This window comes from Sulfurimonas sp. ST-27 (assembly GCF_048081595.1).
GTDB classification, from domain to species: Bacteria; Campylobacterota; Campylobacteria; order Campylobacterales; family Sulfurimonadaceae; genus Sulfurimonas; species Sulfurimonas hydrogeniphila.
This window is the reverse complement of sequence record NZ_CP182226.1, coordinates 902361-928933: the sequence shown is the minus strand read 5'-3', so window position 1 is coordinate 928933 and position 26573 is coordinate 902361. Positions and strand designations below refer to the sequence as shown.

26 protein-coding genes are annotated in these 26573 nt (G+C 38.5%); 10 read left to right on the top strand and 16 right to left on the bottom strand.

Annotation, left to right across the window (positions count from 1 at the left end; translation table 11 throughout):
- Positions 1–22: 22 nt before the first annotated feature.
- Positions 23–1819: an EAL domain-containing protein gene (locus tag ACM66U_RS04875; protein ID WP_418641279.1), complete on the top strand. Its 1797-nt coding sequence runs from the start codon at positions 23–25 to the stop codon at positions 1817–1819.
- Here ACM66U_RS04875 and ACM66U_RS04870 read toward each other — a convergent pair.
- From ACM66U_RS04870 to ACM66U_RS04860, 3 genes are read right to left on the bottom strand one after another with little or no spacing between them, the layout of a single operon-like run.
- The gene (locus ACM66U_RS04870; RefSeq protein WP_418641278.1) at positions 1809–2828 is read right to left on the bottom strand and encodes an aldo/keto reductase; all 1020 of its coding nucleotides are present in this window, start codon (positions 2826–2828) and stop codon (positions 1809–1811) included. The genes ACM66U_RS04875 and ACM66U_RS04870 overlap by 11 nt on opposite strands.
- The gene (polA, locus tag ACM66U_RS04865; protein WP_418641277.1) at positions 2828–5551 is read right to left on the bottom strand and encodes a DNA polymerase I; all 2724 of its coding nucleotides are present in this window, start codon (positions 5549–5551) and stop codon (positions 2828–2830) included. The genes ACM66U_RS04870 and polA overlap by 1 nt, the downstream gene beginning before the upstream one ends.
- Positions 5548–6369, bottom strand: a complete 822-nt coding sequence (locus ACM66U_RS04860; protein WP_418641276.1) for an HDOD domain-containing protein — start codon at positions 6367–6369, stop codon at positions 5548–5550. The genes polA and ACM66U_RS04860 overlap by 4 nt, the downstream gene beginning before the upstream one ends.
- A 79-nt stretch (positions 6370–6448) precedes the next feature.
- Here ACM66U_RS04860 and ACM66U_RS04855 point away from each other — a divergent pair, with 79 nt between their 5' ends.
- Genes ACM66U_RS04855 through ACM66U_RS04835 form a run of 5 tightly spaced genes read left to right on the top strand, consistent with a single transcriptional unit; the run spans position 6449 to position 12772 of the window.
- Positions 6449–9076, top strand: a complete 2628-nt coding sequence (locus ACM66U_RS04855; RefSeq protein WP_418641275.1) for a plasma-membrane proton-efflux P-type ATPase — start codon at positions 6449–6451, stop codon at positions 9074–9076.
- On the top strand, positions 9076–9834 hold the full coding sequence (gene ppk2 / locus ACM66U_RS04850; RefSeq protein ID WP_418641274.1) for a polyphosphate kinase 2: 759 nt from the start codon (positions 9076–9078) through the stop codon (positions 9832–9834). Before ACM66U_RS04855 ends, ppk2 begins: the two co-directional genes overlap by 1 nt.
- A complete protein-coding gene (locus ACM66U_RS04845) occupies positions 9831–11096 on the top strand; it encodes an MgtC/SapB family protein (RefSeq protein WP_418641273.1) in 1266 nt (421 codons plus the stop codon). Before ppk2 ends, ACM66U_RS04845 begins: the two co-directional genes overlap by 4 nt.
- A 10-nt stretch (positions 11097–11106) precedes the next feature.
- The gene (locus ACM66U_RS04840) at positions 11107–12015 is read left to right on the top strand and encodes a TIGR00730 family Rossman fold protein (protein ID WP_151900592.1); all 909 of its coding nucleotides are present in this window, start codon (positions 11107–11109) and stop codon (positions 12013–12015) included.
- Positions 12016–12028: 13 nt separating this feature from the next.
- Positions 12029–12772, top strand: a complete 744-nt coding sequence (locus ACM66U_RS04835; RefSeq protein WP_346388616.1) for a DUF6629 family protein — start codon at positions 12029–12031, stop codon at positions 12770–12772.
- Here ACM66U_RS04835 and ACM66U_RS04830 read toward each other — a convergent pair.
- The 6 genes from ACM66U_RS04830 to ACM66U_RS04805 all read right to left on the bottom strand — a co-directional run bounded on the left by ACM66U_RS04830 (position 12769) and on the right by ACM66U_RS04805 (position 17035).
- Positions 12769–13476 carry a sulfite exporter TauE/SafE family protein gene (locus ACM66U_RS04830; RefSeq protein ID WP_226069046.1) on the bottom strand — a complete coding sequence of 236 codons (708 nt, stop codon included), beginning with the start codon at positions 13474–13476 and terminating at the stop codon, positions 12769–12771. The two genes, ACM66U_RS04835 and ACM66U_RS04830, sit on opposite strands and share 4 nt — an antisense overlap.
- Position 13477: 1 nt before the next feature.
- On the bottom strand, positions 13478–13981 hold the full coding sequence (locus ACM66U_RS04825) for a hypothetical protein (protein ID WP_151900595.1): 504 nt from the start codon (positions 13979–13981) through the stop codon (positions 13478–13480).
- Positions 13982–14138: 157 nt separating this feature from the next.
- Positions 14139–14615, bottom strand: coding sequence for an HD domain-containing protein (locus ACM66U_RS04820; RefSeq protein ID WP_230973238.1), 477 nt, complete (start codon positions 14613–14615; stop codon positions 14139–14141).
- Positions 14612–15439 (bottom strand): tyrosine-type recombinase/integrase, encoded by an 828-nt coding sequence (locus ACM66U_RS04815; RefSeq protein WP_151900597.1) that lies wholly within the window; start codon positions 15437–15439, stop codon positions 14612–14614. Before ACM66U_RS04815 ends, ACM66U_RS04820 begins: the two co-directional genes overlap by 4 nt.
- Positions 15440–16435: a hypothetical protein gene (locus tag ACM66U_RS04810; protein ID WP_151900598.1), complete on the bottom strand. Its 996-nt coding sequence runs from the start codon at positions 16433–16435 to the stop codon at positions 15440–15442. It abuts the gene before it with no gap.
- A gap of 3 nt (positions 16436–16438) precedes the next feature.
- The gene (locus ACM66U_RS04805) at positions 16439–17035 is read right to left on the bottom strand and encodes a hypothetical protein (RefSeq protein ID WP_418641272.1); all 597 of its coding nucleotides are present in this window, start codon (positions 17033–17035) and stop codon (positions 16439–16441) included.
- A gap of 118 nt (positions 17036–17153) precedes the next feature.
- On the opposite strand from ACM66U_RS04805, the gene gatC reads away from it, so the two are divergent.
- Genes gatC through ACM66U_RS04790 form a run of 3 tightly spaced genes read left to right on the top strand, consistent with a single transcriptional unit; the run spans position 17154 to position 18884 of the window.
- Complete coding sequence (gatC, locus tag ACM66U_RS04800; RefSeq protein WP_151900600.1) at positions 17154–17444, top strand: Asp-tRNA(Asn)/Glu-tRNA(Gln) amidotransferase subunit GatC; 291 nt, start codon at positions 17154–17156, stop codon at positions 17442–17444.
- Between the two features lie 4 nt (positions 17445–17448).
- Positions 17449–17790 carry an arsenate reductase family protein gene (locus ACM66U_RS04795; RefSeq protein WP_346388612.1) on the top strand — a complete coding sequence of 114 codons (342 nt, stop codon included), beginning with the start codon at positions 17449–17451 and terminating at the stop codon, positions 17788–17790.
- Positions 17787–18884: a type IV pilus twitching motility protein PilT gene (locus ACM66U_RS04790; protein WP_151900602.1), complete on the top strand. Its 1098-nt coding sequence runs from the start codon at positions 17787–17789 to the stop codon at positions 18882–18884. Before ACM66U_RS04795 ends, ACM66U_RS04790 begins: the two co-directional genes overlap by 4 nt.
- Here ACM66U_RS04790 and ACM66U_RS04785 read toward each other — a convergent pair.
- Genes ACM66U_RS04785 through ACM66U_RS04765 form a run of 5 tightly spaced genes read right to left on the bottom strand, consistent with a single transcriptional unit; the run spans position 18881 to position 24821 of the window.
- Positions 18881–19879, bottom strand: a complete 999-nt coding sequence (locus ACM66U_RS04785) for an SAM-dependent methyltransferase (RefSeq protein WP_346388611.1) — start codon at positions 19877–19879, stop codon at positions 18881–18883. The genes ACM66U_RS04790 and ACM66U_RS04785 overlap by 4 nt on opposite strands.
- A 12-nt stretch (positions 19880–19891) precedes the next feature.
- A complete protein-coding gene (locus ACM66U_RS04780) occupies positions 19892–21127 on the bottom strand; it encodes a TolC family protein (protein WP_418641271.1) in 1236 nt (411 codons plus the stop codon).
- A complete protein-coding gene (locus tag ACM66U_RS04775; protein ID WP_418641270.1) occupies positions 21084–22265 on the bottom strand; it encodes an acetylornithine transaminase in 1182 nt (393 codons plus the stop codon). Before ACM66U_RS04775 ends, ACM66U_RS04780 begins: the two co-directional genes overlap by 44 nt.
- A gap of 14 nt (positions 22266–22279) precedes the next feature.
- Entirely contained in the window at positions 22280–24022 is a 1743-nt protein-coding gene (locus tag ACM66U_RS04770) for a molybdopterin-dependent oxidoreductase (protein ID WP_418641269.1), read from the bottom strand.
- Positions 24012–24821 (bottom strand): HlyD family efflux transporter periplasmic adaptor subunit, encoded by an 810-nt coding sequence (locus ACM66U_RS04765; RefSeq protein ID WP_418641268.1) that lies wholly within the window; start codon positions 24819–24821, stop codon positions 24012–24014. The genes ACM66U_RS04770 and ACM66U_RS04765 overlap by 11 nt, the downstream gene beginning before the upstream one ends.
- Positions 24822–24936: 115 nt before the next feature.
- Between ACM66U_RS04765 and ACM66U_RS04760 the strand changes: the two genes are divergently transcribed.
- Positions 24937–25878 carry a chemotaxis protein CheW gene (locus ACM66U_RS04760; RefSeq protein ID WP_418641267.1) on the top strand — a complete coding sequence of 314 codons (942 nt, stop codon included), beginning with the start codon at positions 24937–24939 and terminating at the stop codon, positions 25876–25878.
- Positions 25879–25894: 16 nt separating this feature from the next.
- On the opposite strand, the gene ACM66U_RS04755 is transcribed toward ACM66U_RS04760, so the two are convergent.
- Together ACM66U_RS04755 and ACM66U_RS04750 are read right to left on the bottom strand one after the other, a co-directional pair.
- Entirely contained in the window at positions 25895–26107 is a 213-nt protein-coding gene (locus ACM66U_RS04755; protein WP_418641266.1) for an ATP-binding protein, read from the bottom strand.
- 8 nt (positions 26108–26115) lie between these two features.
- The coding region (locus ACM66U_RS04750; RefSeq protein ID WP_418641265.1) for a transposase at positions 26116–26573 on the bottom strand (458 nt) is incomplete at its 5' end.

Sequence of the window (26573 nt, the reverse complement as noted above, 5' to 3'; positions counted from 1 at the left end):
TTAATTTCTGGGAAGGTCAATTGTGGAAGAAGAGCTTACATGTAAAAACTTAAATGAAATACAGCTTGGTCAGCTTCACATCACTCCAAAAGAGTATGAAAAAATTCTTGACATTCAAAGTGCTGTTTTAAATAAACTGTCACTCAATGACGATTATGAGGATATCCTTCAGCATTTATGCCTGTTGACAGAACATCTGTTGCCAAATTCTGTCGCATCCATTATGCTTGTCAACAAAGAGACCGGTTTTATGAGTGTACTTTGCGCCCCTTCTATACCTGATTCAGGACGAAAATCCCTGGAAAATCTCAAACCGGGACCCGGTGGCGGCTCTTGCGGCAATGCAGTCTTTCACAATAAGCCTCAGTATGTTTTAAATACATTTAAAGACAAAAGATGGGCTGATTTAAGACAGGTTGCCTATGATTACAATCTCTGTTCCTGCTGGTCCATGCCAATTGTCGATGAAAACAACAAAGCCGTCGGAAGCTTTGCCCTCTCCTCTTTTGAACATCGACTGCCGACGCCTTTTCACAAAAAACTTCTTGAAACAGCCGCATTTATTGTTAATATTGTATTAAAAAACAAAGAAATAGAGAACAAAATACAACATATGCTTTATTATGACAGTTTAACAGGACTGCATAACAAAACATATATAGACAAATTATTGAATGACACTCAGGAACATACTCTTTTAATTCTCGATATCAATAATTTCAGCTATATCAACAACACTTACGGTTTTTCTGTAGGCGACGCACTGCTCACCAATGTTGCAGATATCTTTACAGCAAAACTGCAATATCCGAAAATATGCAAGCTTGAAGCAGACAGGTTTGCCATTATTTTACATGCAGATGCCAATGTGGAACAAAATGTTAAAAAGATACAGGAGTATTTTTACACCTATGAACTGCTTATAGATTCCATAGCCTTGAATATCTCTTTTTCCTACGGAGCTGCCACGGGCAGCACAAACCTTTTTAAACATGCGATTATCTCCTTGAAACATGCAAAAACAAGAGGCAGAAGTGCTCTCTATATTTTTGACAACAAGGAAGAAAATATTTTTTTTCAAAAAAGAAAAGAGTTTATAGAGGCAAATAATATTTTGCACAATGCCCTTATTTCAAATAATATTGTTCCTTTTTTTCAGGGTATACGGGACAACAGCACCGGTGAAATTACAAAATTTGAAGCACTTGCCCGAATAAAAACAGAAAAAGAAATTTTTTCTCCCTACTTCTTTTTGAAACCTGCCCACTCCTCCGGTCTTCTGCCGGAAATCACCAAAATCATGATAGACAAAACTTTTGAAATTATGTCACATAATGAGTATATCTTTTCAATAAATCTTACAGAAGATGATTTGACACGTCACTATATTCTGGATTATTTAAATGAGAAATCTGCCAAATACAGTATAAACCCTTCCCGTGTTATTTTAGAGATACTTGAAGGCATCAGTGCAAGCGGAAAGAAAAACCATATCCAACAGTTAAATGCTTTAAAAGAAAAGGGATATGCCCTTGCTCTGGACGATTTTGGTATTGAATATTCAAACTTTGAAAGAGTCTTGGATCTTGATATAGACTTTTTAAAAATTGATGCAAAATATATAAAAGACATTGACACCAATCCAAAAAGTTATGAAATCACCAAAGCGATTGCATTTTTTGCAAAAAATGCCAATATCCCCTGTGTAGCCGAATTTGTACACAATGCCAGTGTGCAAAAGATTGTTGAAGACCTGGGCATTGAATACTCACAGGGATATCATTTCAGCAAACCCAGTCAAACACTTCCTAGCCCATAGGATATAAAATTTCCTGATGCACTTTATCGCAGGCGTCAAGCACTTCCTGTGAAAGTTCTACATCCATTGCCGCCAAACTTGCATCAAGTTGTGCCGGTTGCGTGGCACCTATAATAGTGGATGCAACAAAAGAAAACTGTTTGGACCAGGCAATTGCCATAGTTACCGGGTCAAGCCCTGCATCATGCGCTATTTTTAAATATTTTTGCGTCGAAGCGAGCGTCTTGTCATTAAGAAATCTTTGTGCCATGGCTCTTTGTCTTGCATTTTTTGATTGTACATACGTTGCAAATCTTCCTGTTGCATTATTTGTCTGATTGTATTTGCCGCTCAAGACTCCGCCTGCAAGCGGCGAATACGGCAAAAGCGAAATCTGCTCTTTTTCACAAAGCACAGCAAGTTCATCCAAAAATCTGCGATTTAAAAGAGAAAAATTGTTTTGAATGGACTCAAATCTGGCATATCCTTTGAATTCACTTGTCATTAATGCTTTTGAAGTACCGTAGGCCGTATCGTTGGACGTTCCTATATAACGCACCTTACCGCTTTGTACAAGTCTGTCAAAGGCTTTAAGACTCTCCTCAATCGGCACTACGGTATCCGGCCAGTGCATCTGATACAGATCTAGATAGTCAGTCCCCAAACGTTTAAGACTTCCCTCAACCGCCTTCTCAATATGAAAACTGTCTATTGCTGTCAGTCCGTGACGAACAGGCGGAACAAACCAACCGCTTGTAGCCCCTGCAACCTTTGTAGCAAGTATAACACTCTCACGCGGTTTTGTTTTGAGCCATCGGCCTACAATCTCTTCTGTCACTCCTGCAAGTTTGGCAGAAGGAGGTACAGGATACAACTCGGCTGTATCAAAAAAATTCACACCTGCTTCATAGGCTTTGTCCATTATTTCAAAAGCAGCCTTCTCATCAGGTGTCTGTGTCCCAAACGTCATAGTGCCAAGGCATATTGGACTGACTCTCAAGCCTGTTTTTCCTATATATCGAAACTCCATTATTTTAATTCTCCCCAGTTATCTCCGATATTTAAACTTGCCCGCAGAGGTATTTTGAGTTCTACAATATGATCCATAATATTTCGGAATCTCTCTCCGAGTACATCAACTTCTTTTGCATCAACTTCAAAAATCAGTTCATCATGAATTTGCAGTAACATTTTAGCCGGCAGTTTTTCCTCATTGATAATAGTATGGATTTTATTCATACTGAGTTTTATTATATCACTCACACTTCCCTGAAAAACAGTATTGACTGCTTCTCGCTCATAGGCAGCCTTGTACATCGGCGTGGCGTTTTCATAGTCAAAATAGCGTCTGCGTTTGAGTAATGTTTCTACATATCCCTGTTCTTTTGATTTTTCCACTATAGAACGAAAGTAGGCTTTAACTGTCGGAAAGGATGCAAAATACTTCTCTATAATTGCTTTTGCCTCTTTTGTTGGAATGCCCAGAGTATCTGAGAGTTTTTTCTGCCCCATTCCATATAAAAGTCCAAAATTAACGGTTTTTGCTATGTTTCTTTTTGCTTTTGCTTCCTCTTCACCGAATAATACCACAGCCGTCTGTAAGTGAATATCTTTGTCATGCATAAATGCATCCACCAAAACAGGATCCTGTGAAAAATGCGCCAAGAGGCGCAGTTCCATCTGCGAGTAATCAATACCAATGAGTTTTTTGCCCTCACCGGCTACAAATGCTCTACGGATTTTTGCACCCAGCGGTGTTCTTGTCGGAATATTTTGCAAATTCGGGTTTTTTGAGCTCAGTCTTCCTGTTGCTGTACCGGTTTGCACAAAAGAGGTATGAATTCTATGGTGTTCATCCTCATCCGCCAATTTTAAAAGCGGGTCAATATAGGTAGAGTAGAGTTTATGAACCTCACGATACTCCAGTAGTTTTGGGATGACGGGATGCTTCTCTTTTAAAGAACTGAGCACTTTTTCATCTGTAGAATAGCCTGTTTTTGTCTTTTTTCCCACAGGAAGCCCGAGTTTTTCAAAAAGTATCTTGCCGAGTTGCTGTGTTGAATTGATGTTAAACTCACTCCCCGCAAGTTCATAGATACTTTTTGTCAAGTGTTCGAGTGTCTCTTTTACCTCAATCAAAAACTTTTCTAAAAAGGCTGTGTCGACCTCTATCCCCTCCTCTTCCATTTTCAAAAGTGTATGAATAAACGGAATTTCAACTGTTTTTGCCTCTTCTATGAGGTGTGTCGCATCCTGGAGTTCCAGTTTTTGTAAAAAGAGTTTATAGAGTTTTCGTGTTATAAAAGCGTCCTCTGCGGCATACACACAGGCATCATCAAGTTCCACGGTAGAAAAGTTTTCCCCTTTTTTTACCGTATCTTTGAAATGCACCATTTCATGCCCTAGGAGTTTGTCAGAAAGTTTGTCCAGGCTTAAAGCAGATTCCGGGTTAATAAGCCATGCCAAAATCATACTGTCACAATATACAGGCAGCTCTTTTTCATCTAAAAAACGTAAAACAAAATGCAAATCAAATTTTATGTTATGACCCACTACACGAGAGTTGAAAATACGGCGCATAGCACTTCTGGCAACATCTTTGCTTACCTGATCAGCCACTCCCAAATAAAAATGCCCAAAAGGAACATAATAGGCTTCCTCATCATTAAAAGAAAAGCTAAAACCGACAAGTTTGTTTTTTATATAATCCAGTCCCGTTGTTTCCGTGTCAAAAGCAACAACTGTATCTGCATCGAGTTTGTCAAGAACCTTGTTCAACTCTGTTTCGTCCGTAAGCAGTGTCGCTTTAAAATCCAGTTTTGAAGCTTTTTCCTCACAGGACTCTTGCAGTTTTTTGGCGCTTTCCTGACGCTCGGGGCTGACCATGTTTTTTGCATGAAGTGTACGCAGAATTGCATTTTGTTCATACTTGACCAGTTCGTCATAAATATTTAAAAACGGATTTTCCACATCCATTTTATACTCTTCAAAATCAAAATCTTTGCACTCAAACACATCGGGATGCAAAGTTACCAACTCTTTTGACATATAAGCCTGTTCTTTTGACTCTATGAGCTTTTTTTGTGTCGCACCCTTGATTTCGTCTATATGGGCATAAATATTATCTAAAGAACCATACTCCTTTAGCAGTTTCTCGGCACCGACTTTTCCTATGCCTTTGACACCGGGAACATTGTCCGCACTGTCGCCGAGGATGGACTGGTAATCTATAAACTGTTTCGGGGTAACACCGTACTTGTCATAACAGGCTTTTTCATTGATATATTTTTTCTTAATGGCATCAACAATGACTACTTTGTCATCATCTATGAGCTGGTAGAGGTCTTTGTCATGGGAAACAACTCTGACTTTGTAGCCTTTTTCTTTTGCACACTTGACTACTGTCGCTATAATATCATCCGCTTCAAAACCGCTCTTGCCGAGTGTTTTGTATCCCATCTTGTTTATCCACTCTATGGCAACGGGAAGCTGTTGTGTGAGTTCCGGCGGCGGCGCACTTCGGTTTGCTTTGTAATTGACATCTATTTCATTTCTGAAAGTATCGCCTTTGGAGTCTATGGCAAAAATGATATAGTCACTGTCATGCTCTTTTTGCAAACTCGAAATAAAATTGGTAAACCCGGTTAAAAGTCCGGTCGGGAAACCGTCTTTTGTACGTAAATGCTGAGGAAGTGCGTAAAAACTCCGAAAGAAAAATCCGAATGTATCTATGACTGTAACTGTTTTGCTCATGAAGAAACCTCTGCAGCATCAAGCATATCATTGATTGCCTCTTGCAGTATGCTTGAATCATAACCGGTATCTTTGGCACGTTTGAGTCCAAAATTAACTGCCTGTTCTGACAAAGGATTATTAACAGGAATGACAGTCTTGACTATATTCAAAGCAATAGCATACTCCTGTACCTCTTCCGGTGCACTCGAAGGATTGTCCGCATAACGAATCATTTCAACAAATTCTTTCTCAAAACTCCAGTGCTCAAAGATTTTTGCTGTTACCTGAGAACTTGTCACTTCTACATATGCTTTTTCCAGCTCTGCCAAATTGTTGGAATGTTCTGCTTCTGATTGAAAACTCATACCCTCATCTTCCTGGATGACATCACTTGCTATCAGAATTTTCCCTGTTTCTTGCAAAAATGCAGCCAAATACAATGTATCAGCCTTTTGTTTATCTATCTTTGCATACCATTTACGCATAAGCGTTGCCTGCATACTGGAGATTTCTGCAAATTTCTCACTTGTTACTCCGTAAGGTTGCATATCTACATTTAAAAGTTTACGCACAGAGTTTCCAAGCGCGATAGAACGTGTCATACTCATACCAAAAAGTGAAACAGCCTGTGCAACACTTTTAATCTCTCTCCCAAAACCATACAAAGGAGAATTGGCATGTTTAAGTAAATTGGCAACTATCATAGGATCACGTTCCACAACCTTGACCAAGTCACCGACACCTGCCTCTTCATCCGCATAAACCCGGTTAATGTCAATAATAGTCTTTGAAAGAGGAGGAAGCGATTTTATACTCTCAATAATTGAGCTCTTCATAAAATAAGCCTTTATTTTTCTTTTATTATAACATATTGTGCTAAAATGTTTTTAGAGCAAATACAACAAGGTTATGAGAATGAAAACATATGATGATAATTTAACCGGATTGACACAAGAAGAAGTACAGGAACGCCTGAACAAATACGGCTACAATGAATTAAATGAAAAAGAAGAGAGTTGGCTGCATCGGCTTTTACGACGATTTTGGGGACCTATTCCATGGATGATTGAAACAGCTGCTGTTCTTTCTGCCATTGCACGCAGGTGGGAAGATTTTGCTGTCATCTTGTTTATGCTGCTTGTCAATGCTTTTGTTGATTTTTATCAAGAGTCAAAAGCACTGAGTGCCATCGCCGTTTTAAAGAAAAAACTGGCAAGAAAAGCACTTGTACTGCGTGAGGGAACATGGCAGAGTATTGATGCAAAAGAGCTTGTACCCGATGATATTATCAAAGTAAAAATAGGGGATGTTGTTCCGGCAGACTGTAAACTCCTGGGCGGCGGAGAGTTTTTGCAGGTTGACCAGTCTGCACTGACGGGAGAATCTCTGCCTGTCAACAAACAGGCCCAAGAGGATCTCTATGCCAATGCTATTATCAAACAGGGTGAGATGATAGCACGTGTAACAGCTACAGGAATCAACACCTACTTTGGCAAAACGGTCGGTCTTGTCGCCAAGGCCGAAAAAGAGGAGCAGGGACATTTCCAGAAAATGGTTATCAAAGTGGGAGATTTTCTCATTGTTGTGACAGTTGTCCTTATAGGGATTATTATCTGGCATGGAGTCTCCAGAGGCGAGCCGCTTTTGGACCTGCTGATATTTGCGCTTATTTTAACCATTTCGGCGATTCCTGTGGCGATGCCTGCGGTTTTAACAGTGACTATGGCACTGGGTGCCAGAGTCCTGGCAACCAAAGAAGCCATCGTTACAAAACTCTCAGCCATTGAAGAAGCAGCGGGCATGGACATTTTATGTTCAGACAAAACAGGCACGCTCACACAAAACATTATGAGTCTTGCCGAGCCGTATCTTGTCGGAGACTTTGCACAGGAGCAGTTACTGCTTTATGCTGCATATGCCAGTAAAAAAGAGAATGAAGATCCCATAGAAAAACCGATTTTTGACTATATTGAGGCGCATCATCTCAGCAAAAAACTTCAAAAATCAAAAATGAAAAAGTTCATCCCTTTTGATCCGGTGCATAAAAAAACAGAAGGCGTCTTTGAGGATGGCTTCATTTATACCAAAGGGGCTCCCCAGGTTATTATAGAGTTATGTGATGAAAAAGAGTTTGATAAAAAAGAAGCCTACAAAAAGGTGGATGATTTTGCGCAAAAAGGGTTTCGCACACTTGGTGTGGCCTATAAAAAATGCGAAGAGGACTTCTACCATTTTGCCGGACTCATTCCGCTTTTTGATCCTCCGCGTGAAGATTCCAAAGAGGCCATAGCCGAAGCAAATGCCAAAGGTGTGGCAGTGAAAATGGTCACCGGTGACAATATCGCTGTTGCAAAATATATTGCCGGTATTTTAAATATCGGACAGGATATAGAAAACATCAAAGAACTCAAAGGACAGAGTACAAAAGAGTACATCTATCTTTCAAAAATTATCGTACGTTCAATATTGAAGACTTTGCAAAAAGATGCGGACAAAGAGGAAATTAAAAAAGAGGTAACCCAGATAGTCGAAGAAGTGCAAAAAGAGCTTGATGCGCAGCCGCTTCCTGAGGGAACTGTCCGTCAGCATGAGAGTGAAATTGTCAAAATTATTGAAAATGCCGACGGTTTTGCACAGGTTTTTCCGGAAGACAAATACTTTATAGTAGACAAGCTCCAAAAAGCAGACCATATTGTCGGTATGACCGGTGACGGGGTCAATGATGCTCCTGCACTTAAAAAAGCCGATTGTGGAATTGCGGTAAGCGGTGCGACTGATGCCGCGCGGGCAGCAGCGGATATTGTACTTATGGCTCCGGGTTTACATGTAATTGTAGATGCGATTGAGCAGGCACGTATTGTATTTGAGAGAATGAAAAGCTATGTTGTTTACCGTATAGCAGAAACCATTCGTATTTTGGCATTTATGACACTGGCTATTGTGGTGTTTGATTTTTACCCTATTACCGCGATTATGATCATTCTTTTGGCACTGCTCAATGATATTCCCATTATGGCAATTGCTTATGACAACACAAAAGTAGAGGAAAAACCGGTACGATGGGATATGAAAATCGTCTTTATTCTCTCGAGTTGGCTTGGAGTTGCCGGAGTGCTGAGTTCTTTTACCATCTTTTATATCACAATGGTCTATTTAAAATCACATCCCGATACAGCAATGTTCCTGCCGGAAGTTCCCTCATGGATCGATATGCATGATGATAAATCATTTTTGGGATTTGTCCAGACACTCTTCTTTGTGAAGCTTATTCTCGCCGGGCATTATACGATTTTTAACACCCGTATTGCTGACTGGTTCTTTAAAAAGCCGTATCCGTCATGGCCGCTTTTCCTGGCATCTTTTTTGACAGCACTCATCGGCACGGCCATAGGTCTGTACAGTTTTGGACTCATGACCCGTATTAACTGGCAGTGGGCCCTCTTTTTATGGGGCTATGTAAGTGTCTGGTTTGTATTTAACGACATGGTAAAACGCATAGTTGTCCGATATTATGAAAAACGCTATGGAGAGGAGGCGCTGTAATGACAAAAAAAGAGTATAAAGAAGAACTGTACACTTTGCAGGTTGAACTCGTAAAATTTCAAAAAGAGGTCATCGCAAAAAATTTAAAAGTATGTGTGATTTTTGAAGGTCGTGACGCTGCCGGAAAAGACGGTATGATAAAACGTTTTATAGAGCACTTAAGCCCCAGAGATGCAAGAGTGGTCGCACTTGGAAAACCCAGTGATGTAGACAAAAAATCATGGTATTTTCAAAGATATGTCCAGGAACTTCCTGTTGGAGGGGAAATGGTGTTTTTCAACCGCAGCTGGTACAACAGAGCCGGCGTGGAAAAAGTAATGAATTTCTGCACACAAAAAGAGTATGAACATTTTATGAAAGAGGTAGGCAATTTTGAGCACCTCTTAGTCAATGCGGAAATTATTTTCATCAAATATTATCTTGATATTTCCAAAGAGGAGCAGAAAAAAAGACTGCAGGAGAGAAAAAAAGATCCGCTCAAACAGTGGAAACTCAGCCCGATTGACGAACAGGCACAAAAACACTGGAAAGCCTACTCAAATGCGCGCGATGAGATGTTTAACAAAACCTCCTTTGTCTTTGCCCCCTGGTATGTTGTACACAGTGATGACAAAAAAACAGCACGGATCAATACCCTCAAATATTTTTTATCACAGGTTGATTATAAAGACAAGAACAAAGAGTGTTTACGTTTTGATCACAGTGTCGTATGCCTTTTTGATGAGAGCTGTTATACAAAAGGATTAATTTATAAATGAGTTTAAATATTGATTTGGTACATTTTCTGGTTGTCACTGTTTTTAGCTTTTTGGTCGGACTCGAAGTTAAATCATACAGAAAACAGTATATTACTTCCAAAACAGAAAATCTTTTCTTTGGAGATGTACGCACCTACAGTTTTGTAGGAATTTTAGGCTTTGTTTTGTTTGCGGTTGACTCGAGTCTGCATATTCTGTATGCTGGAGGGTTTTTATCAATTACACTCTTGTATGCCCTGCTCTATCAAAAAAATCTTCAAGAAAACCAACGCAGTATTTTACTCTACATTGTTATGCTCCTTGTCTACTCTTTTGGCGCTCTGATTCAGACAGAGGCCTTATGGATGACAGCACTTCTGTATGTCAGTATTGTCTTTATATTGAATGTCAACAAAGGTGTTGAGAAATTTACACAAGAGATCAATATCAGTGAATTTGAAACATTAAGCAAAATGATACTCCTCTCTGTCGTCATCCTGCCTCTGCTTCCCGATACAAAAATAATTCCCTACATTCCGCTCTCTCCTTTTAAAATCTGGCTGGCTGTTGTAGTGATCTCAGGTATCAGTTACAGTGGATATATACTGCAGAAATACTTTTTTCCCTCCAAAGGCTACTACCTGACAGGAATTTTTGGCGGTTCCTACTCTTCGACTGCGACAACTGTTGTCTTGGCAAGGAAGGCAAAACAGCTGCAAGGATATGCCGTCATAGATGCAGCGATTATTTCGGCAACCTCGGTGATGTATCTTCGCCTCATTGTTATTGCCTTGATTTTTAATATTGAGATTGGAAAAAATCTGCTTTTTCCTTTTATACTTCTGGCACTTACAGGATTTCTGATTTCTCTGTTTTATTTGAAAAGCGAACAAAAAACACAGGAAAATGTTGAAATTGTCGACCACAATCCCTTGGAACTCAAAACTGCTTTTTTGTTTGCCTTTTTGTTTGTTGCCATGATTGTCATTACCCATTTTGTGACAAAACATTACGGAACATCAGGCCTGGAAATACTCTCTTTTTTAGTCGGATTTACCGATATTGATCCTTTTATACTCTCTATACTGACAGGCAAGTTCTCTATCGAGGACACCCAGACAACTGCCGCTATAATGATTGCCGCAGGAAGCAACAACCTCCTTAAAGCTATTTATGCCTTATGGTTTGGTACAATAAAAAATACCTATAAATCGGCACTGTGGATTTCTCTCTTAGGTGTCATTACCATCGTATGGGGACTCTATTTTGAACATATATTGTAAGGAATGATAAATGAAAATGAAAAAAACCGTTTTACCCTGGGAACATCCAAAACTGCAAGAAGAAGACCCGCAGTCATTAGAACTGATAAAAACCATTATGCAAAGCCCGACATATGCGATGGCGGAAGAAGACAAAGAGTTTATCAATTCTTATGAGGCAAGAGGTGTCCGACTCGAACTTGATTATCTCAAACCGGAACTCCAAATGAACAAACACGGCATAGAACATACCATAGTTGTCTTTGGAAGTGCACGGATTGTCGAAAAAGAGACTGCAATGAAACGGCTTTCTGCCATTGGGGAAATGCTGCAGAAAAAACCCAACAACAGAGACCTCTTACATGAACTCTATGTTGCAGAACGGATGGTTGGCAAAAGTATTTACTATGATGATGCCAGAAAATTCGGTCAGCTTGTAGGAAAAAGCGGAAAGAGTGCTGAGGACTGCCGTGTCACCGTGATGACCGGAGGCGGTCCCGGCATTATGGAAGCAGCAAACCGCGGTGCGTATGATGTCGGAGCCAAAAGCATAGGGCTCAATATCAAACTGCCGCATGAGCAGTATCCTAATCCTTATATTACCCCTGATTTGTGCTTTTTGTTTCACTATTTTGCCATCAGAAAACTGCATTTTTTAAACCGTGCAAAAGCTTTGGTGATTTATCCGGGCGGATTTGGAACTTTTGATGAACTGTTTGAGACACTGACACTGATTCAAACAAGAAAATCACAGACAATCCCTGTTGTGCTTGTCGGCAAAAGCTACTGGAACAAAGCAATAGATTTTGAATTTTTAAAAGATGAGGGTGTCATTGCACCGCAGGATACAGAGATCATTACATTTGCAGACAATGCAGAAGAAGCATGGGAATACATTCTCTCATGGCATCAAGAACAGGGAACACCACTCTACAGCTAAAAGGCAGTCATGTATGGATATATATTTTGCAGTATTAAACTTCACTCTCTCCGGAGCCATCGGATTGGTAGGTATCCTCACGCTTCAAAAAGTGAGTACACCCAATGAAGTTCTTTTTGCTCTCTTGCCGCTTTTATTTGCCCTGCATCAGTTTGATGAAGGTTTTGTCTGGCTTGGAATGGGTGGGCATATTGATACACGTGCCCTGGAGATTGCCGCAGGTATTTTTGTCTATTATGCGCAGGGTTTGCTGCCCTTTCTCATTCCTCTGGCTATCTGGCTCATAGAAAAAGACGGATACAAAAAAAAGCTGGTTGGAATTTTGGCAATTTTGGGTTTTGGTCTTGCTGTCTATACAATGTACGGACTCTCAACAGTACCAACAAGTGTCAGTGTTGTAAACAACACACTGTATTACAAAAATCCATGGACTGAAAACTTTTATGATGCGGGCATTTATATACTCACAACCTGCGGCTCTTTGATGCTCAGCAGCAGTATTGCCATAGAACTTTTTGGACTTTTAAACCTCATCGGTCTTGTTGTTATATATATTCTCAGACCTTACGGTTTTACCTCTTTATGGTGTCTGTATGCGGCAGCTATCAGCGGATTGTTATATTTTTATTTTGTTGAACGACGTATTCAGTTTCTCCAGGAACTCAAAACAAAAAAAGACGGTATAGGTAAAAAACTCGAACAGGAATTAAACAGACTCAAAAAAGCACATCCAAAGCTTTTTACTTCACGCCTCTAATGACACTGCAACAGTGTTCTGAGAGGATTCGTCAAGTAGTCATACCCATTGTAAATCGTAAATATCCCGTATAAAATCACAGCCACTGAAGAGAGGCTCATCATCATATTTCTAAAACTCGTCGCAGAGGCAAGAGAAGATAAAAATCCTAAAGAAAACATTGCCGGAATAGTGCTGATACCGAAAATAAACATTACCAAAGCACCGTAAAGCGGACTTGCCGTACTTGCAGCCGTGATGGCAAAAAAGTAAACAAAACCGCAAGGAAGCAGTCCGTTTAACATACCGAGAATAAAAAAGCTTGTATTTGATTTTGAGTGTAAAATAGCCTGAAAAGATTTTTTGTAAAAATTTGATGAAGAGATGGAATGTTCTATCAATGTAAGAAATTTTATTTTTCCCATTAACGACAAACCTGCCAAAATCATTGCAGTTCCTGCGATGATGAGCAGTGTACCGTTTGCGGTATTGCTAAAAGTTGCCACCCCGCCGATTGCGCCAAAGAGTGCTCCTAAAATTGTATAGGTCAACACACGTCCAAAGTTATACAGCAGATGAGCCACTGTTTTGGAGACCTTGGAGCTTGCAGGTTCAATTTTAATGGTTGAATAGGCAAGGACGATACCCCCGCACATACCGATACAGTGCCCAAAAGAGCCTAAAAAAGCGATAGTGACAATTGTCAATAAATTTACCGTATCCACACTATTGTCCCAGTAGCTGTTTTCTTATTTTTGGATCTTTCATTGTTTCGCCTCGGAGCATTTTTAGACGCATCGTATCGAAATCGACCATGCCCTCTTTTTTGTGCTCATAAGCTCCAAAGCCATACCCCATAGGTGTCAGTTCATTTAATGTATAATAGGCCTTTCTTCCGTCTATCCATCGGTGCGTATCTCTGCTCATCACCCAGATAACGGCCCTGTCTTGAAATTTTTTGTCACTGAGCCAATGCACAAAATCCCCATGATCATGAAAAAACCAGGTCTTCCCATCGGGTGCGACAACCTGAGAGGCATATGTCAAATCATCTATGACCATGCCACAGTCACTGTCTTGAAACTTATGCAACTCCATTTTCAAAGGCAACTGTTTAAGATTTCCCTCTTTGATAACAACCATTTTCTGCGTTTTTTCCAAAGAGAGAAAAAGTGTAACAATAACAATAACAATAATTCCGATAAGAAGAATCGGCATAAATTTTTTCATATTTTTTTAACCTTTATGTGAAATATGTCCTTCAGCCAAATTAAACAGCTTTTTTAAAACCGGTACTTCATACAATTTGGACTTTTGCACACCCAATAGTCGGCACTAAAGTACCGATTCCGATGAAGCATTATATAGCGAAATTGTTACAGTTGTATTAATCTCTTCTTTTTTTACCTTTTCCCAGATCATCATAATGCAAAAACCTTTGTAAATCCTCTTGCAAATCCTCGTCCAAAGCATCCCAGATTTCTTTTTTTTGGGCATATCTGGGGAGATCTTCTTTTTTTGACTTTTTAATATCCCGGATAAGGTAATGATAGCGTACAATTTTTTTCGTGTATTCACTGATAAAAGGCCAGTTTTTTATAATCTGATAACTTTTCTCTTCATGGTCCGTAAAACTCCATTCATGAAACTCATAATCCTCTGCATCTTTTTTATAGGCAACAAAAGGCTTTCCGATATCATGCAAAAGTCCTGCAGCAAAAAACTTGAAATCTCCCGCTTTGAGGGCATAATATGTCACACGAAGTGTATGCAGCAAAACACCGTGCTGATGCCATTTGTTCTGTGTAAAAAAGAGCGAATCCAAAAAAGCATAGGAAAATATTTTGTTGTTTGTTGTATTCACAGTGACTCCTTTGCCATAGGATGACATACTTCTACAGTATCTTTTAAATCCTGTTTTTGAATATGGGTGTATATTTGTGTTGTCAGCAGTGAAGCATGCCCTAAAAGTTCCTGTACTACCCGTAAATCGGCTCCACCCCGAATCAGTGAAGTTGCATAGGAGTGACGCAGTACATGGGGAGAGACTCCAAGATATTTTTGTGTTATTTTATACGCGGAAATTCGACTGAGTTTTCCTCCCTGGTAATTACACCAGACATACTCTTTTTGCATGTTACATGTAAGCAGATAGGCATCTATTGCCTGTTTTGCAACTTTTGCCAGAGGAACAATGCGCTCTTTTTCTCCCTTTGCGTGCCTTACATGTAACCATCCGCCTTCTATATCGCCGAGTTCCAGTTCCAGACATTCGCTGATACGCGTGCCGCTTGCATATAAAAACAGTATAAGGGCATAATCTCGCAAGCCTATCCAGTTGCTTCTGTCTATCAGGTCCAGACCGTGTAATATATCTTCATAAGATAAAAATTTTGGAAGAAGTTTTGGAATTTTTGCAAATTTCAGTTTCGTTTTTTCACTGCTGAATTGCTGTCTGTAGCAAAATTCAAAAAAGGCATTGACAGAGGAGAGCTTTCTGTTGAGTGTGCGTTTGTTTTCATACGAAGACAAGAGAGTCATAAGTTTTTGTGTATCAAGAAAAATCAACGGTTTGGAGAGTTTTTCTTCAATGGCACACAGATCACTTTTGTACGCCTCTACACTCTTTTTACTCAAAGCTCTTGTTACAGTAATATACTCTAAAAAAGCTTCCAGTTCGTTTGACATCTATTGTATAGAAATTTTTTCATTGTCTACAAAGAAGGCTTTTTTACCGACAAAAACAAGCCCGTCATCCAAATCCACTTCGTGAACGGTATAATCAAATGTTTTTTTATTGACCACTATCATATACCCCTCTTTTTCCAAAACATATAAATTATCTCCATCACTGATCATCCCCAAAAAGTGTGCAAAAGGAAACTTTATTTTAGAATCAACCTGCAAAGAGGGTGTCAAGGAGAGTATTTCTCCCTGTTTTGTTGTAATATACAAAGCTTTTTCATCATGCACGATATTTCGTAATTCATATTTGGCACGCAGTTCTTTTTGCGAAAGTGACAAGATTTTGGAATCACTTGCGGCAATGATTTTATCATCAAATATACTGAAATAGACAATATTGTTAAAATAGTCATCAGACGAGACTATGACAGTTCTGAGTCTTTTTTTCAGTTTTGTATTCACAATGATGACTTTGCCGTCTAATGTTGAAAAGATAACCAGATCATTCATAAAGTACGGCTGAACAATTCGAATATCATTGGCTATCGCTTTGCCGCCCTGTTCTTTGAACAAAAGCTCTTTTGAATGCATATCATATAAGGCTATTTCATTATTGGCAAACAAAACTGCCAGAATATTATCTTTGACACCTGCGGTTGCTATTGTTCTTTTTAAGGCAAAATGTTTTGTCATTTTCGCTGATTGCTCTGATGTAAGCGTCAAGTTTCCGTCAATTGCGGCAGATAAAACCCAACCGTCACTTTCACCAAGTACTCTTTGATGCTCTTTGTCTATTTGTATGCTTATATTTCCGTCTCTGTCTAAAACTTTTCCATTATCCAAAAGTGCCGTATTTGATGAAATATCAACTATTTCATCTTCAATTTTGGCATGATTTTTCCAGTCATAAGAAACTTTTTTTGGTGTAAAAACCTCTTTTGTACTACATCCGCTCAGCAATACAAGCATAATTGATGCTAAAAATATATATGTTTTCAAAGTCTATTTTACTCCATAGTGCATTAAAGCACGGGAAACCTGTGCCAATGGAGAGTTCACACTGATCATACTGAGTTTTGAATGTGCCTCTTCTATCTTTTTGTCATGCATTAGTAAAATTGCAAGTTGCACCTGAGCCAAGTCCCTGTATATTGCATCCTGTTTTTCAGTGTACTCTTCAAGTTTATTGCTATCCTGAAGATTTTGTGCCACTTCATAGCTTGACAAATCACCAAGCAGTAAAGCCTGAGAATTTTGCAGTTTTTCCAATTCTTTTATATTTTTGCTCACAACGGCCCGGGAATAGACCCAAAGATCATGCAGGTTCGGACTTAAAGTTGCCAAAGTTGCCAGTGTCGCTTCATCTTTCGGATTTTTCTGTAATGTCAAAAGTGCCTGGTTTGCCGCTTCAAGTGTATGCTGTTTGTTAATATTGTATGCAATGTCACCGGCAACAAACAGTGCAATTGCCACAACAGAACCTATCATTACTTTTTTGTATTTTTTTACAAATTTCTCCGTAACCACTGCTTTTTCAAAAAACTTTTCTTCTGATGTCAGCTCTTCTTTTACCATTTCAATATTTTCTTTTAAACTCAAAAATTCTTCCTTATATCTTCTTAATCATTTTATAAAGTTTCTAATATTACCCATAAATAAGTTAAAGTTTTATCAAATATATGATAAAATCAAAATAAACTATTATACAGGACAGACAATGCAAGTAGATGACACACTATTAACACGACTGGAAAAACTTTCCTATTTACATGTAAGCGATGATAAACGTGAAGAAATTATATCGCAGCTCTCAGAAATAGTAAGTTTTGTAGATAATTTAAGTGAGTTGGATACAAGTGAAGTGGATAGTACTTTTGCTATGGATGACCGAGCAACACCTTTACGCGAAGATATTCCCAAATGTGACAGTACCATCAGCCAGGAAATTTTAAAACACGCTCCAAAAAGTGCAGATGATTTTTTCATCGTTCCTAAAATCATTGAGTAGTGCCATGATAAAAGTTTATGGCATTAAAAACTGTGACAGCGTCAAAAAAGCACTCTCTTTTTTTAAAAAACACAATCTGGCGTATGAACTTTTTGATTTTAAAACACAGCAACTTCCGTGTGAAAAAGTAGACTACTGGGTGTCAAAAGTCGGCATCAAACCCCTCTTTAATACCAGAAGCACCACCTACAGAAATCTCAAACTCAAAGAACTGAACCTGGACGAGCAGCAACAACAGGAGTGGCTCTGCAAAGAAAACCTGCTGATTAAGCGTCCTGTCGTGGAGTATAACGATGATGTTCTTGTCGGTTTTAATGAAGAACAATACCAAAGGAGTTTTTTATGAATGAAGAAGTAAAAACAGAGAGTTCCACGCAACGCTTAGATATCAAAAAGCTGTTAAAAAGTGTCTTGGCATTTAAATCTTCGGATTTACACCTTGTTGTAGGCAGTGAACCGCAAATCAGAATAGACAAAGAGTTACGTGCTTTGAATCTTCCTGTCCTTACCGCCAATGATATTGAAGAGATGGCCTATTCTCTCATTGAAGACAAACAAAAGAAAGTTTTTGAAGAGCGCAATGAACTGGACTTCTCATTTGAACTCAAAGATGTTGGTCGTTTTCGTGCAAACTTTTACAGAACCATTCACGGAATTGCCTGTGCTTTTCGTATGATTCCTATAGAAATTCCGACACTGGACGAATATGGAAATCCGCCTATTTTCAAAGAACTGGTAAAAAAAGAAAAAGGACTGATTTTGGTCACCGGTCCGACAGGTTCGGGTAAATCAACAACACTCGCTTCCATGCTGCATGAGATAAATATGACAGAACGTCGTCATATTATCACCATTGAGGATCCTGTGGAGTTCGTTCATAAAAACATCAAATCTCTTTTTTCCCAACGTGATGTGGGAAACAGTACAGAATCTTTTGCCACAGCACTCAAATACTCACTGCGTCAAGATCCGGACATCATTCTCATCGGGGAAATGCGTGATGCCGAAACCATCGGTGCCGCACTTACAGCAGCCGAAACAGGGCACCTGGTGTTTGGAACCCTGCATACGAATTCTGCACCGGGAACAATCAACCGTATTATTGATGTATTTGACGGAGAGGAACAGGCCCAAATTCGGGCACAGCTTTCCTCTTCTTTGGTAGCGGTTATTGCACAGACACTTATTCCAAGAATAGGCGGCGGTAAAGTAGCCACACAAGAGATACTTATTACAAATCCGGCAATCCAAAATCAGATTCGAGAAGACAAAGTGCACCAGATTTATTCTCAAATGCAGTTAAACCAGCAAGAGACCCATATGACAACACAGACACAACAACTCATAGAACTGCTTCAGAAAAATATTATCTCAAAAGAAAATGCCATTAAAAACTCCAACAGACCCGAAGAGTTAATGAAAATGATAGGTTCCCTTTAGGAACCTTTTCGAAAACGAATCATTTTAAATCTTTCCCCCAAAAAGTTTGGCATGATGAGCATCTTTACTTTTTCAAGTTCCTGTTTGTATATTTTTTCATCAGCATGCTCTCTAAGCATCTCCAAAAGTTCTAAAATACCCATATCAACGAGTGCGACCATCTGCGCTTTGAATTCTACAAACTTCACTCCTGCCTCTTCATAGGCATCCTTTACATGTAAGAAGGTGACATCATAGGTGATATCGCTTTTTGCAAAGAGTTCTTCTGTGTTTAAACCCTCTTCAAAGAACGGATGCACTTCATGCTTTGTATAAATTCTGAGTGAAAAATCGGGACGGGCCTGCATCTCACCGTAATCAAAGCTTATAAATTCAAACTTCTTTGCAGCATTTGCCATCTCTTTTGCAAATGCTTCATATCCTCGTGCAATTTCCCCTCTGTCTTTGTGGTATTTTTTTGCCTTTTGCTCCACCCATTCGTCTGTTTCGTCAAAAATCACTTCATGGTTTTGTACCCGTGCACTTTTGCCTTTAAAATACAGTTCACAGGGAAATGCGTCAAATATTTCATTGGCTATAAAAAAGGCATTGTTACATGTAAGGTCAGAGAGAGATTTGTAATGTTTCAAAGATACAGCATCACCAAAACTTTCTGAAAAATATTCTCTTTGATGTTTCTGCAAATCATCAAAACGTTCTATAATGACAAACTCAAAACTTGACAACAGCTCCGGTCGCAGAGTATAAAGAAACTCACACACATCCGCCAAAAAGTACCCATGATGTGCCCCTATTTCACAAATAACCGCATCTTTTTGTAAAAAACCTTCATCAACAAGTGAAATAATATGCCTGGCAATGGTACCGCCAAAAAATTTGCTTGTACTGACTGCCGTATAAAAATCACCCTCTTTGCCTATATTTTTGTATGTTGCATAATAGCCGTTTTCACCATACAGCCACTCTGCCATATATTCACTAAATTTTTGACTCATTCTTTTTCCCGTTTATTTTTCATTGCTGATATACATTTCATACAGATTCAAGAGTTCCAACTGCTTGTCCAGCTCATATATTTTTGTGTCTATATTTTGTATCTGCAAAGAATTTGCAAGTCTTTGCACATCATATTCTGTCTTGTACCCAGCCTTAAAAAGTTTTTTTGTATCTTCCAAAAGCTTCGTATATAATACGATATTTTCATTACTCAACGCTATCTTTTTATTATAATTTTCTATATTGTGCATGACCTGTTCATACAAAGAGTTCAATTCTCTTTGTTTGTCTTTTAACACAATTTTTGCCTTTAAGTAGTCTACTTTTGCAGATTCTATATCTCTGAATGTATTGATATCGAGTGGAATTGAAAGGGCAATGCCATAATCATAGTAGTTTAACTCATTTGAATTGCTGACTATTGTCGGACCTACCTGAAAAGCCTGATTTGTCGTAAGCTTCCAGTTATATCCTGCTGTAAGATTTACCTTTGGAAGATATTTTGCAAGAGTAACATTTTTATTGTATCTGTTTTTCTCTGTCTGGGCTCTATCCATTTGCAGCACTATATTATGTTGTAAAAACTCGTCATGTTCTAAAAGTTTTAATTTCGGAATAGCGACTTTTGTATAATCCAAATCACTCAAAGCATGAAAAGAGCTCACAAGTTTTTCTTTCGCAGCCTGAATATCGTACAAAACAGACAAGGCTGTATTTTTTTGAATCACAGCATCATCCAAAAACCCTGAATCAAGCTGTCCGCTGAAATACTCCTCTTTTTTCTGTTGCAGATTTATTTCACTGTTTTTAATTTGTAGTTTTTGCTTTTGCTCTTTGAACTCTGTTTGTTTTATCTGCATCAAAACAGCAATAGTATCTTTAATCATTTTTCGCTTTGCCACATCAATAGAGTATTTCGTATAATATTTACTCGCATTGGCAAATTTTATGCCGTAATAGATCCCTCCGCTTTGAAAAATTGGCTGATTTATGCGAATAGCCGCATTTTGGTTTGACTGTCCGACACCAAAAGCATTGTTTTTGGAGTAACTGTAATTGATCTGAACAGGAACTATCCATGAGTCACGCAGTTTGGAACTCTCCGCTTCATTTTTTTCATAATCATACTGAAACTGCAACTGCTTGTAAGAAGATATGAATTGCTCCAGACCAGCATTGCCATCAGCTCCAAAAAGAGGGAAACTACAGCTGAGACATAGCAGAGTTAAGAGCACTGAAGCCTTCATCAATTTCCTCTTTTGTAATTGTCAGCGGTGGTAAAAATCTTAATGTGTTTCTTCCTGCTTTAAGCATAATGACACCATTTTCCTTTGCCAGGTTTATAATATTTGTCAGTGTATCTGCATCTTTGACACGCAGACCACACATCATACCAATCCCGACTTTTTGTGTAAATATTTCCCTGTTGGCATTATAAAATTTTTCCAAAGACTGATTGAACATCAAAGAGGTTATTTCCAAATCACCGCTTTGTTTTTTTTCATTGAGTATATCTACCACTTCACATACAGCACGGCTGCTCAGATAGTTTCCGCCAAATGTCGATCCGTGATCTCCTGCGCTGAGAACATGCTTGAGTGTTGTCATGACTATTCCTACAGGAACACCTCCTCCGATGCCTTTTGCCAGGGTGATAATCTCAGGGGAGATTCCATAAGCCTGCGATGCCGTAAATTCACCGATTCTATAAGCACCGGTTTGTACTTCATCGACAATCAAAGGAATTTCACGCTCTTTTAAAAGCTTTGCCAGTGCCTGTACTTTTTCTTTGTCCTGCGGCTCTACTCCGCCCTCGCCCTGAATCAGTTCGATCATTACACCCGCTGTATGGTCGTCCAGCAGTGCTTCGATTTCGTCTATACCGTCTGCATATACAAAGCCGTCAGGAAAAGGTCCGAAATAGTTATGCATCGCCTCCTGCCCTGTTGCCTTGACTGTTGTAATGGTTCGTCCGTGAAAAGAGTGGTTGAGTGTAATTATTTTGTATCTTTTTATCTCTCCGTCACGCTCCCCGTGTTTTCTGGCAATTTTTATAGCCCCTTCATTTGCTTCTGCACCACTGTTTGCAAAAAAGCACTGCATATCATACCCGCTTGTCTCGACAACTTTTTGAGCGGCCAGTGCCTGGGGTGCTATATAGTAAAGATTCGATGTGTGTGTCACACTTGCCAGCTGTTCACACAAAGCCCTGCTCACTCTTTCATTTGCATGACCGACTGAAACAACACCGATACCGGAAGTAAAATCTATATACTTTTTCCCCTCACTGTCAAAGAGAGTAGCGTTTTTTCCTCTTACAAACTCTATATCTGCCCGTGCATATGTCGGTAAAACATATTTTTTATCCATTTCTTTAATGTTCATTTTGTCTACTCTCTTTATTTTTTAGCAATTTTAACTTTATTTTCTTGAAAAACAGCACATTTACCCTCATAAGAGTGCTTTGAGGATGTCAGATTGTTGACACCCGGTGTGCCGCTGTATATAAGCACAGTATCTGTACGCAGTCTGCTGTCATTTTTTACTCTCAGAACAACACTCCCGTTTTGTGAACTTATTTCAATCTCTTCACCGTCTTTATATCCATGAAAGGGATGTATGTAGAGATGTTTTTCTCTGTAAAACTGAGAATTTAAACTTCTGGGACTCTTGGGTGTTATGAGATTAAACTCATCCTCAGCCTCACTCTGCTGAGTCTCAAACTCTTCCAAAAAAACAAATTCACCGCCATTGGTATCAAAACCGTTTTGATACGGAACTGCTTCTCTGTTTTCAACCTCAAAACATCCGTTTATTTTTTTCACACCAAAATTTTTAAAATACTGCAGATACTCCTCTTCTGCTTTAAGTTCTATATCAAATGCCTGACACAGATACGCTGCCAAATCATACTCACTGATACCAATGTCACTCTCAATCTGCTTATGCATCACCATCAGTCCGTTATGGGCATAGGAGGTACGTATATCATCTTTTTCCAAAAATGTTTTTGCAGGAATCACCAAGTCTGCCATTGCACTTGTTTCATTCTCGTACAAACCGAAATAAACTACATTTTGTGTTTTTTGTAAAGCATTTTTGACTCTCAAACTATCTGGCATCTGTGCAAGAGGATTTGCACCCTGAATAAACACAGTTTCAAAGGCATCAAAGTCAGTATTGACCTTGGAGACTCGTTTGGCTTTTGTTTCAAATGGAGAGCTGATTCCCTCTTTGGAATTTCCAAGGTATGCCACACCGCAGCCCTCTTTTCCAAAAAAGCCAAGGGAGACGGCAAAGGCATCAATACTGCGCATCACATCCGCCCCGTCTCTGTATTTTTGAATACCTACACCACAGACAATAGCAACTTTTTTATCTATAGTCATATGTAAAATATCGCCAATATCGCCCAAAGTCACACCGATATTTTCAAGTGTTGCTTTAATGCGCACACCCTGTGTCAATTCGTAATACTCCTCAAATTCACTTGCATACTGTTGTATAAACGCTTCATTCAAACTGTCATTAATGTATACAAATCGTGCTAAAAGCAATGCAAGGTATATATCTGTATGCGGTTTTATCTGTACATGTAAATCAGCCATCTGGGCAATTTTGGTTTTAACCGGGTCTATCACTATAATGGTTTTGTCTTTTATAAGCGGTAGTATGTGAGAAGAAGTCGTATGTGGATTTCTTCCCCAGAATATAATCACATCTGATTTTTCAATTTCACTCAAAGGCATATTTTTGTTGCTGCCTCTGCCTTCTATTATTCCGGCTTCTCCTGCTCCGTCACACAAGCTTCCATCCGTAAGCGTTGCCCCAAAATTCGCAAAAAAGTGGTCTGTCACTTCCTGCATCAAAGCAAAATTTCCGCTGCCTCTGTAATGTAAAACATCACTTTTAAACTCTACTGCAAGCAACTCTTTTAGTTTTAACAGTGCTTCTTCCATCGTAATTTCTTTTCCCTGAAATCGTGCTTTTTCTATCCTTTCAAATTTGTCATAATGGTTGAGATGGGGGCATAAAAATCCCTTTGTATGTCCAATTTTAAGAGGTTTGAGTTTTTTTTCATCATACACTAACCCGCAGGCGTCATAACAGTCAAGAGGACAGGCCGTAAGACTACTTTTCATTATTTCTCGCTTTGAATTCAATTTTTACCAATCCGGAAAATACTTTTTGCGCATCTATAATAATTTGCGCTTTGTATTTTGAAATATTTTTTGTATCTGCTATATAAGAAACACGTGAGACTTTATACGGTGTCTCTTTTCCGTTGATATATATCACTTTTTTCTTCACATTTTTTAAATCATTTTTATCCAAATAAACACTCAGCAGAGCCTTGGAGGTATCTGCAATTTTGGCCAAAGGGGTAGAAACCCCTACCGTTTGACCCGCTTTGACGGAGATTTCATACAATACAAAGTTTTTGGCACTGATGTTTTTGTCTTTTATGGTTTTTACAAGCTGTTTTCGTCTTAACTCCAAATCGGCTATAGTGGTTTTTAGATTGTTGATCTCTTTTTGTGTTGCAAGAGAAGAGTTCTCACTGCTCAGCAAGTCATAAAACTCTTTGTCTTTTTCTATACTGGATTTTATCTTTAAATGCTTGATTTTTTGATAATTTTCTCGCTTTTTTTCTACAAGTTGTTGCAGGTTTTGCAGTATTTTTTCATTCAAAAGCAAGGTGTTTTTTTGATAAGAGAGCTTTTTCTCAACAGCCTTTAATTCATCTTCATCAAGTTCTGAATCAATTTTTATAAAGACTTTTGATGTGAGTTTTTTTCCAGTCATATTGTCATCTGTGTAAAGCACTTTGCCCGAAACATTTGATGCAATTGTTCTTATTTCATAAGGTTCTACTTTTGAATAGTATACGTTGGAAAACAAAAAGGTAGTGATAAAAAGTAATGTTACTATTATTTTCAAAAATTCTTTCCTGAGTGATATTATAAAGCTATTTTAACATTTCATTACTAATATTCAAGCCAAATTCATTTTATTTTCGCTACTATTAATGCCTATTTAAAATTAAAGGTATTATATGTCTGTATTAGACAATGTCGACGCTGCCACAAATCTGGCAAAAAATAATGAATTACAACTGTTGGTCTTTAGGGTAAGTGAGAAGAGAGACTCAGCTTTTTATGCTATCAATATCTTTAAAACCCGAGAAGTGGTCGAATCTAAAAATCATTTTTTGACACAGATACCCTCTGCTCATCCCTTGTTTGAAGGGACAATCGTTCTTCGAAACCTGCAAATACCCATTTTAAATCTTCCTGCATGGCTGGATGTGACATTAAATGAAAATGAAATTTCTCATTCCAAAATTTTAATTTGTGACTTTAACGGTATTATTATAGGACTGAGAATTATGTCCGCCTACAGAGTGATCAAAAAGAACTGGAATGAGATGCACGCACCGGACAGTTACAGGCTCAAAGAAGATGGTGTAGTCATGAATGACACAAGGCTTGAAGATGGAAGCCTCTGCCTTATCCTGGACTATGAAAAACTTCTTGCTGATGTCTTACCGCAGGCACTTGTAAATGTAGACAAAGATATAGAATTTTTAAAAGATATTGTCATTCCCGATAAGCTGAAATACGGAACCGTCCTCATTGCAGAAGATTCAAAAACAGCACAGCGACACCTTATACAGCTTTTTCAAAAAGCAAACATCAATATCAAACTTTTTGACAATGGTAAAAAACTGATTGACTACATTAAAACGCTAGGCGAATCTGCAAAAGAGATACCGGCAATAATTACAGATATTGAAATGCCGGAAATGTCCGGTTTTACCGTCATTCAAAATTTAAAAGCCAATCTGCTCACAAGAGATATTCCTGTAATTGTCAACAGCTCAATGACAGGAGACAATAACAAAAGAGAAGCAGAAGATTTAGGCGCAAGCGGTTTTATAGATAAAACAAAAAGTCATAATGTCATCCCTTTGATTGTTTCGGTAATGGAATCATAAAAACAGTACAAGTTTTTCAGTTAGTCTTTTCTCTTAAATCTAGCATAAAACAAACTCCATCATCCCTGTTTTTAACAGTAAGTTTTCCGTTGTGATGTTCTTCAACAATTATTTTAGACATATAGAGTCCAAGTCCTGTACCATTTTTTTCACTCTTAGTAGAAAAATAAGGGTCAAAAATATCCTGTTTTCCACGATTTGCCACCCACTTTTGAAAAAACTTAAACAATTTTAAAGTCAGCTATGCAAAGCATCATAAAATCTTTGTTGAATCTTAGATAGTTTCATAGGGAATATTTCACCATCATCCAACTTTATAGCAAATACATGTTTAATGAGGTCCCTTAAAATTTTATATGAAATTTGATATTCTTTTTTTAAATCCCTTGTTTTTACTTCAAACTCTTTATATATAGCATATGCCACAAAGCAAATGAGGATATGGGCCTTGATTCTTGTTTCTAGCCTGTGATGTATCGGCCGTATTTGAAGATCTGTTTTAGAAATTCTAAAAGCTTTTTCAATGTGCCAAAGGTTTTGGTAATGTTCTATTATATCTTTATGAGAAAGTGTAGTATCGTTTATTATATACCCTTTTAATCCATCAAGTTTGCTGTCTTGTAAGACTTTGTTATGATTGAGTTTAAACTCTACTTTGCAATCATCTGTAATATCCAAGTACTTTGCATAATGGG

Bases quoted from the DNA above. Each gene is read 5' to 3' on its own strand.
- ACM66U_RS04775 (WP_418641270.1), bottom strand. From the start codon at position 22,265: ATGAACATTAAAGAAATGGATAAAAAATATGTTTTACCGACATATGCA.
- polA (WP_418641277.1), bottom strand. From the start codon at position 5,551: ATGAGCAAAACAGTTACAGTCATAGATACATTCGGATTTTTCTTTCGG.
- ACM66U_RS04760 (WP_418641267.1), top strand. From the start codon at position 24,937: ATGTCTGTATTAGACAATGTCGACGCTGCCACAAATCTGGCAAAAAAT.
- ACM66U_RS04795 (WP_346388612.1), top strand. From the start codon at position 17,449: ATGATAAAAGTTTATGGCATTAAAAACTGTGACAGCGTCAAAAAAGCA.
- ACM66U_RS04835 (WP_346388616.1), top strand. From the start codon at position 12,029: ATGGATATATATTTTGCAGTATTAAACTTCACTCTCTCCGGAGCCATC.
- ACM66U_RS04870 (WP_418641278.1), bottom strand. From the start codon at position 2,828: ATGGAGTTTCGATATATAGGAAAAACAGGCTTGAGAGTCAGTCCAATA.
- ACM66U_RS04825 (WP_151900595.1), bottom strand. From the start codon at position 13,981: ATGAAAAAATTTATGCCGATTCTTCTTATCGGAATTATTGTTATTGTT.
- ACM66U_RS04790 (WP_151900602.1), top strand. From the start codon at position 17,787: ATGAATGAAGAAGTAAAAACAGAGAGTTCCACGCAACGCTTAGATATC.
- ACM66U_RS04840 (WP_151900592.1), top strand. From the start codon at position 11,107: ATGAAAATGAAAAAAACCGTTTTACCCTGGGAACATCCAAAACTGCAA.
- ACM66U_RS04845 (WP_418641273.1), top strand. From the start codon at position 9,831: ATGAGTTTAAATATTGATTTGGTACATTTTCTGGTTGTCACTGTTTTT.
- ACM66U_RS04855 (WP_418641275.1), top strand. From the start codon at position 6,449: ATGAAAACATATGATGATAATTTAACCGGATTGACACAAGAAGAAGTA.
- ACM66U_RS04780 (WP_418641271.1), bottom strand. From the start codon at position 21,127: ATGAAGGCTTCAGTGCTCTTAACTCTGCTATGTCTCAGCTGTAGTTTC.
- ACM66U_RS04785 (WP_346388611.1), bottom strand. From the start codon at position 19,879: ATGAGTCAAAAATTTAGTGAATATATGGCAGAGTGGCTGTATGGTGAA.
- ppk2 (WP_418641274.1), top strand. From the start codon at position 9,076: ATGACAAAAAAAGAGTATAAAGAAGAACTGTACACTTTGCAGGTTGAA.
- ACM66U_RS04815 (WP_151900597.1), bottom strand. From the start codon at position 15,439: ATGTCAAACGAACTGGAAGCTTTTTTAGAGTATATTACTGTAACAAGA.
- ACM66U_RS04860 (WP_418641276.1), bottom strand. From the start codon at position 6,369: ATGAAGAGCTCAATTATTGAGAGTATAAAATCGCTTCCTCCTCTTTCA.
- ACM66U_RS04770 (WP_418641269.1), bottom strand. From the start codon at position 24,022: ATGAAAAGTAGTCTTACGGCCTGTCCTCTTGACTGTTATGACGCCTGC.
- gatC (WP_151900600.1), top strand. From the start codon at position 17,154: ATGCAAGTAGATGACACACTATTAACACGACTGGAAAAACTTTCCTAT.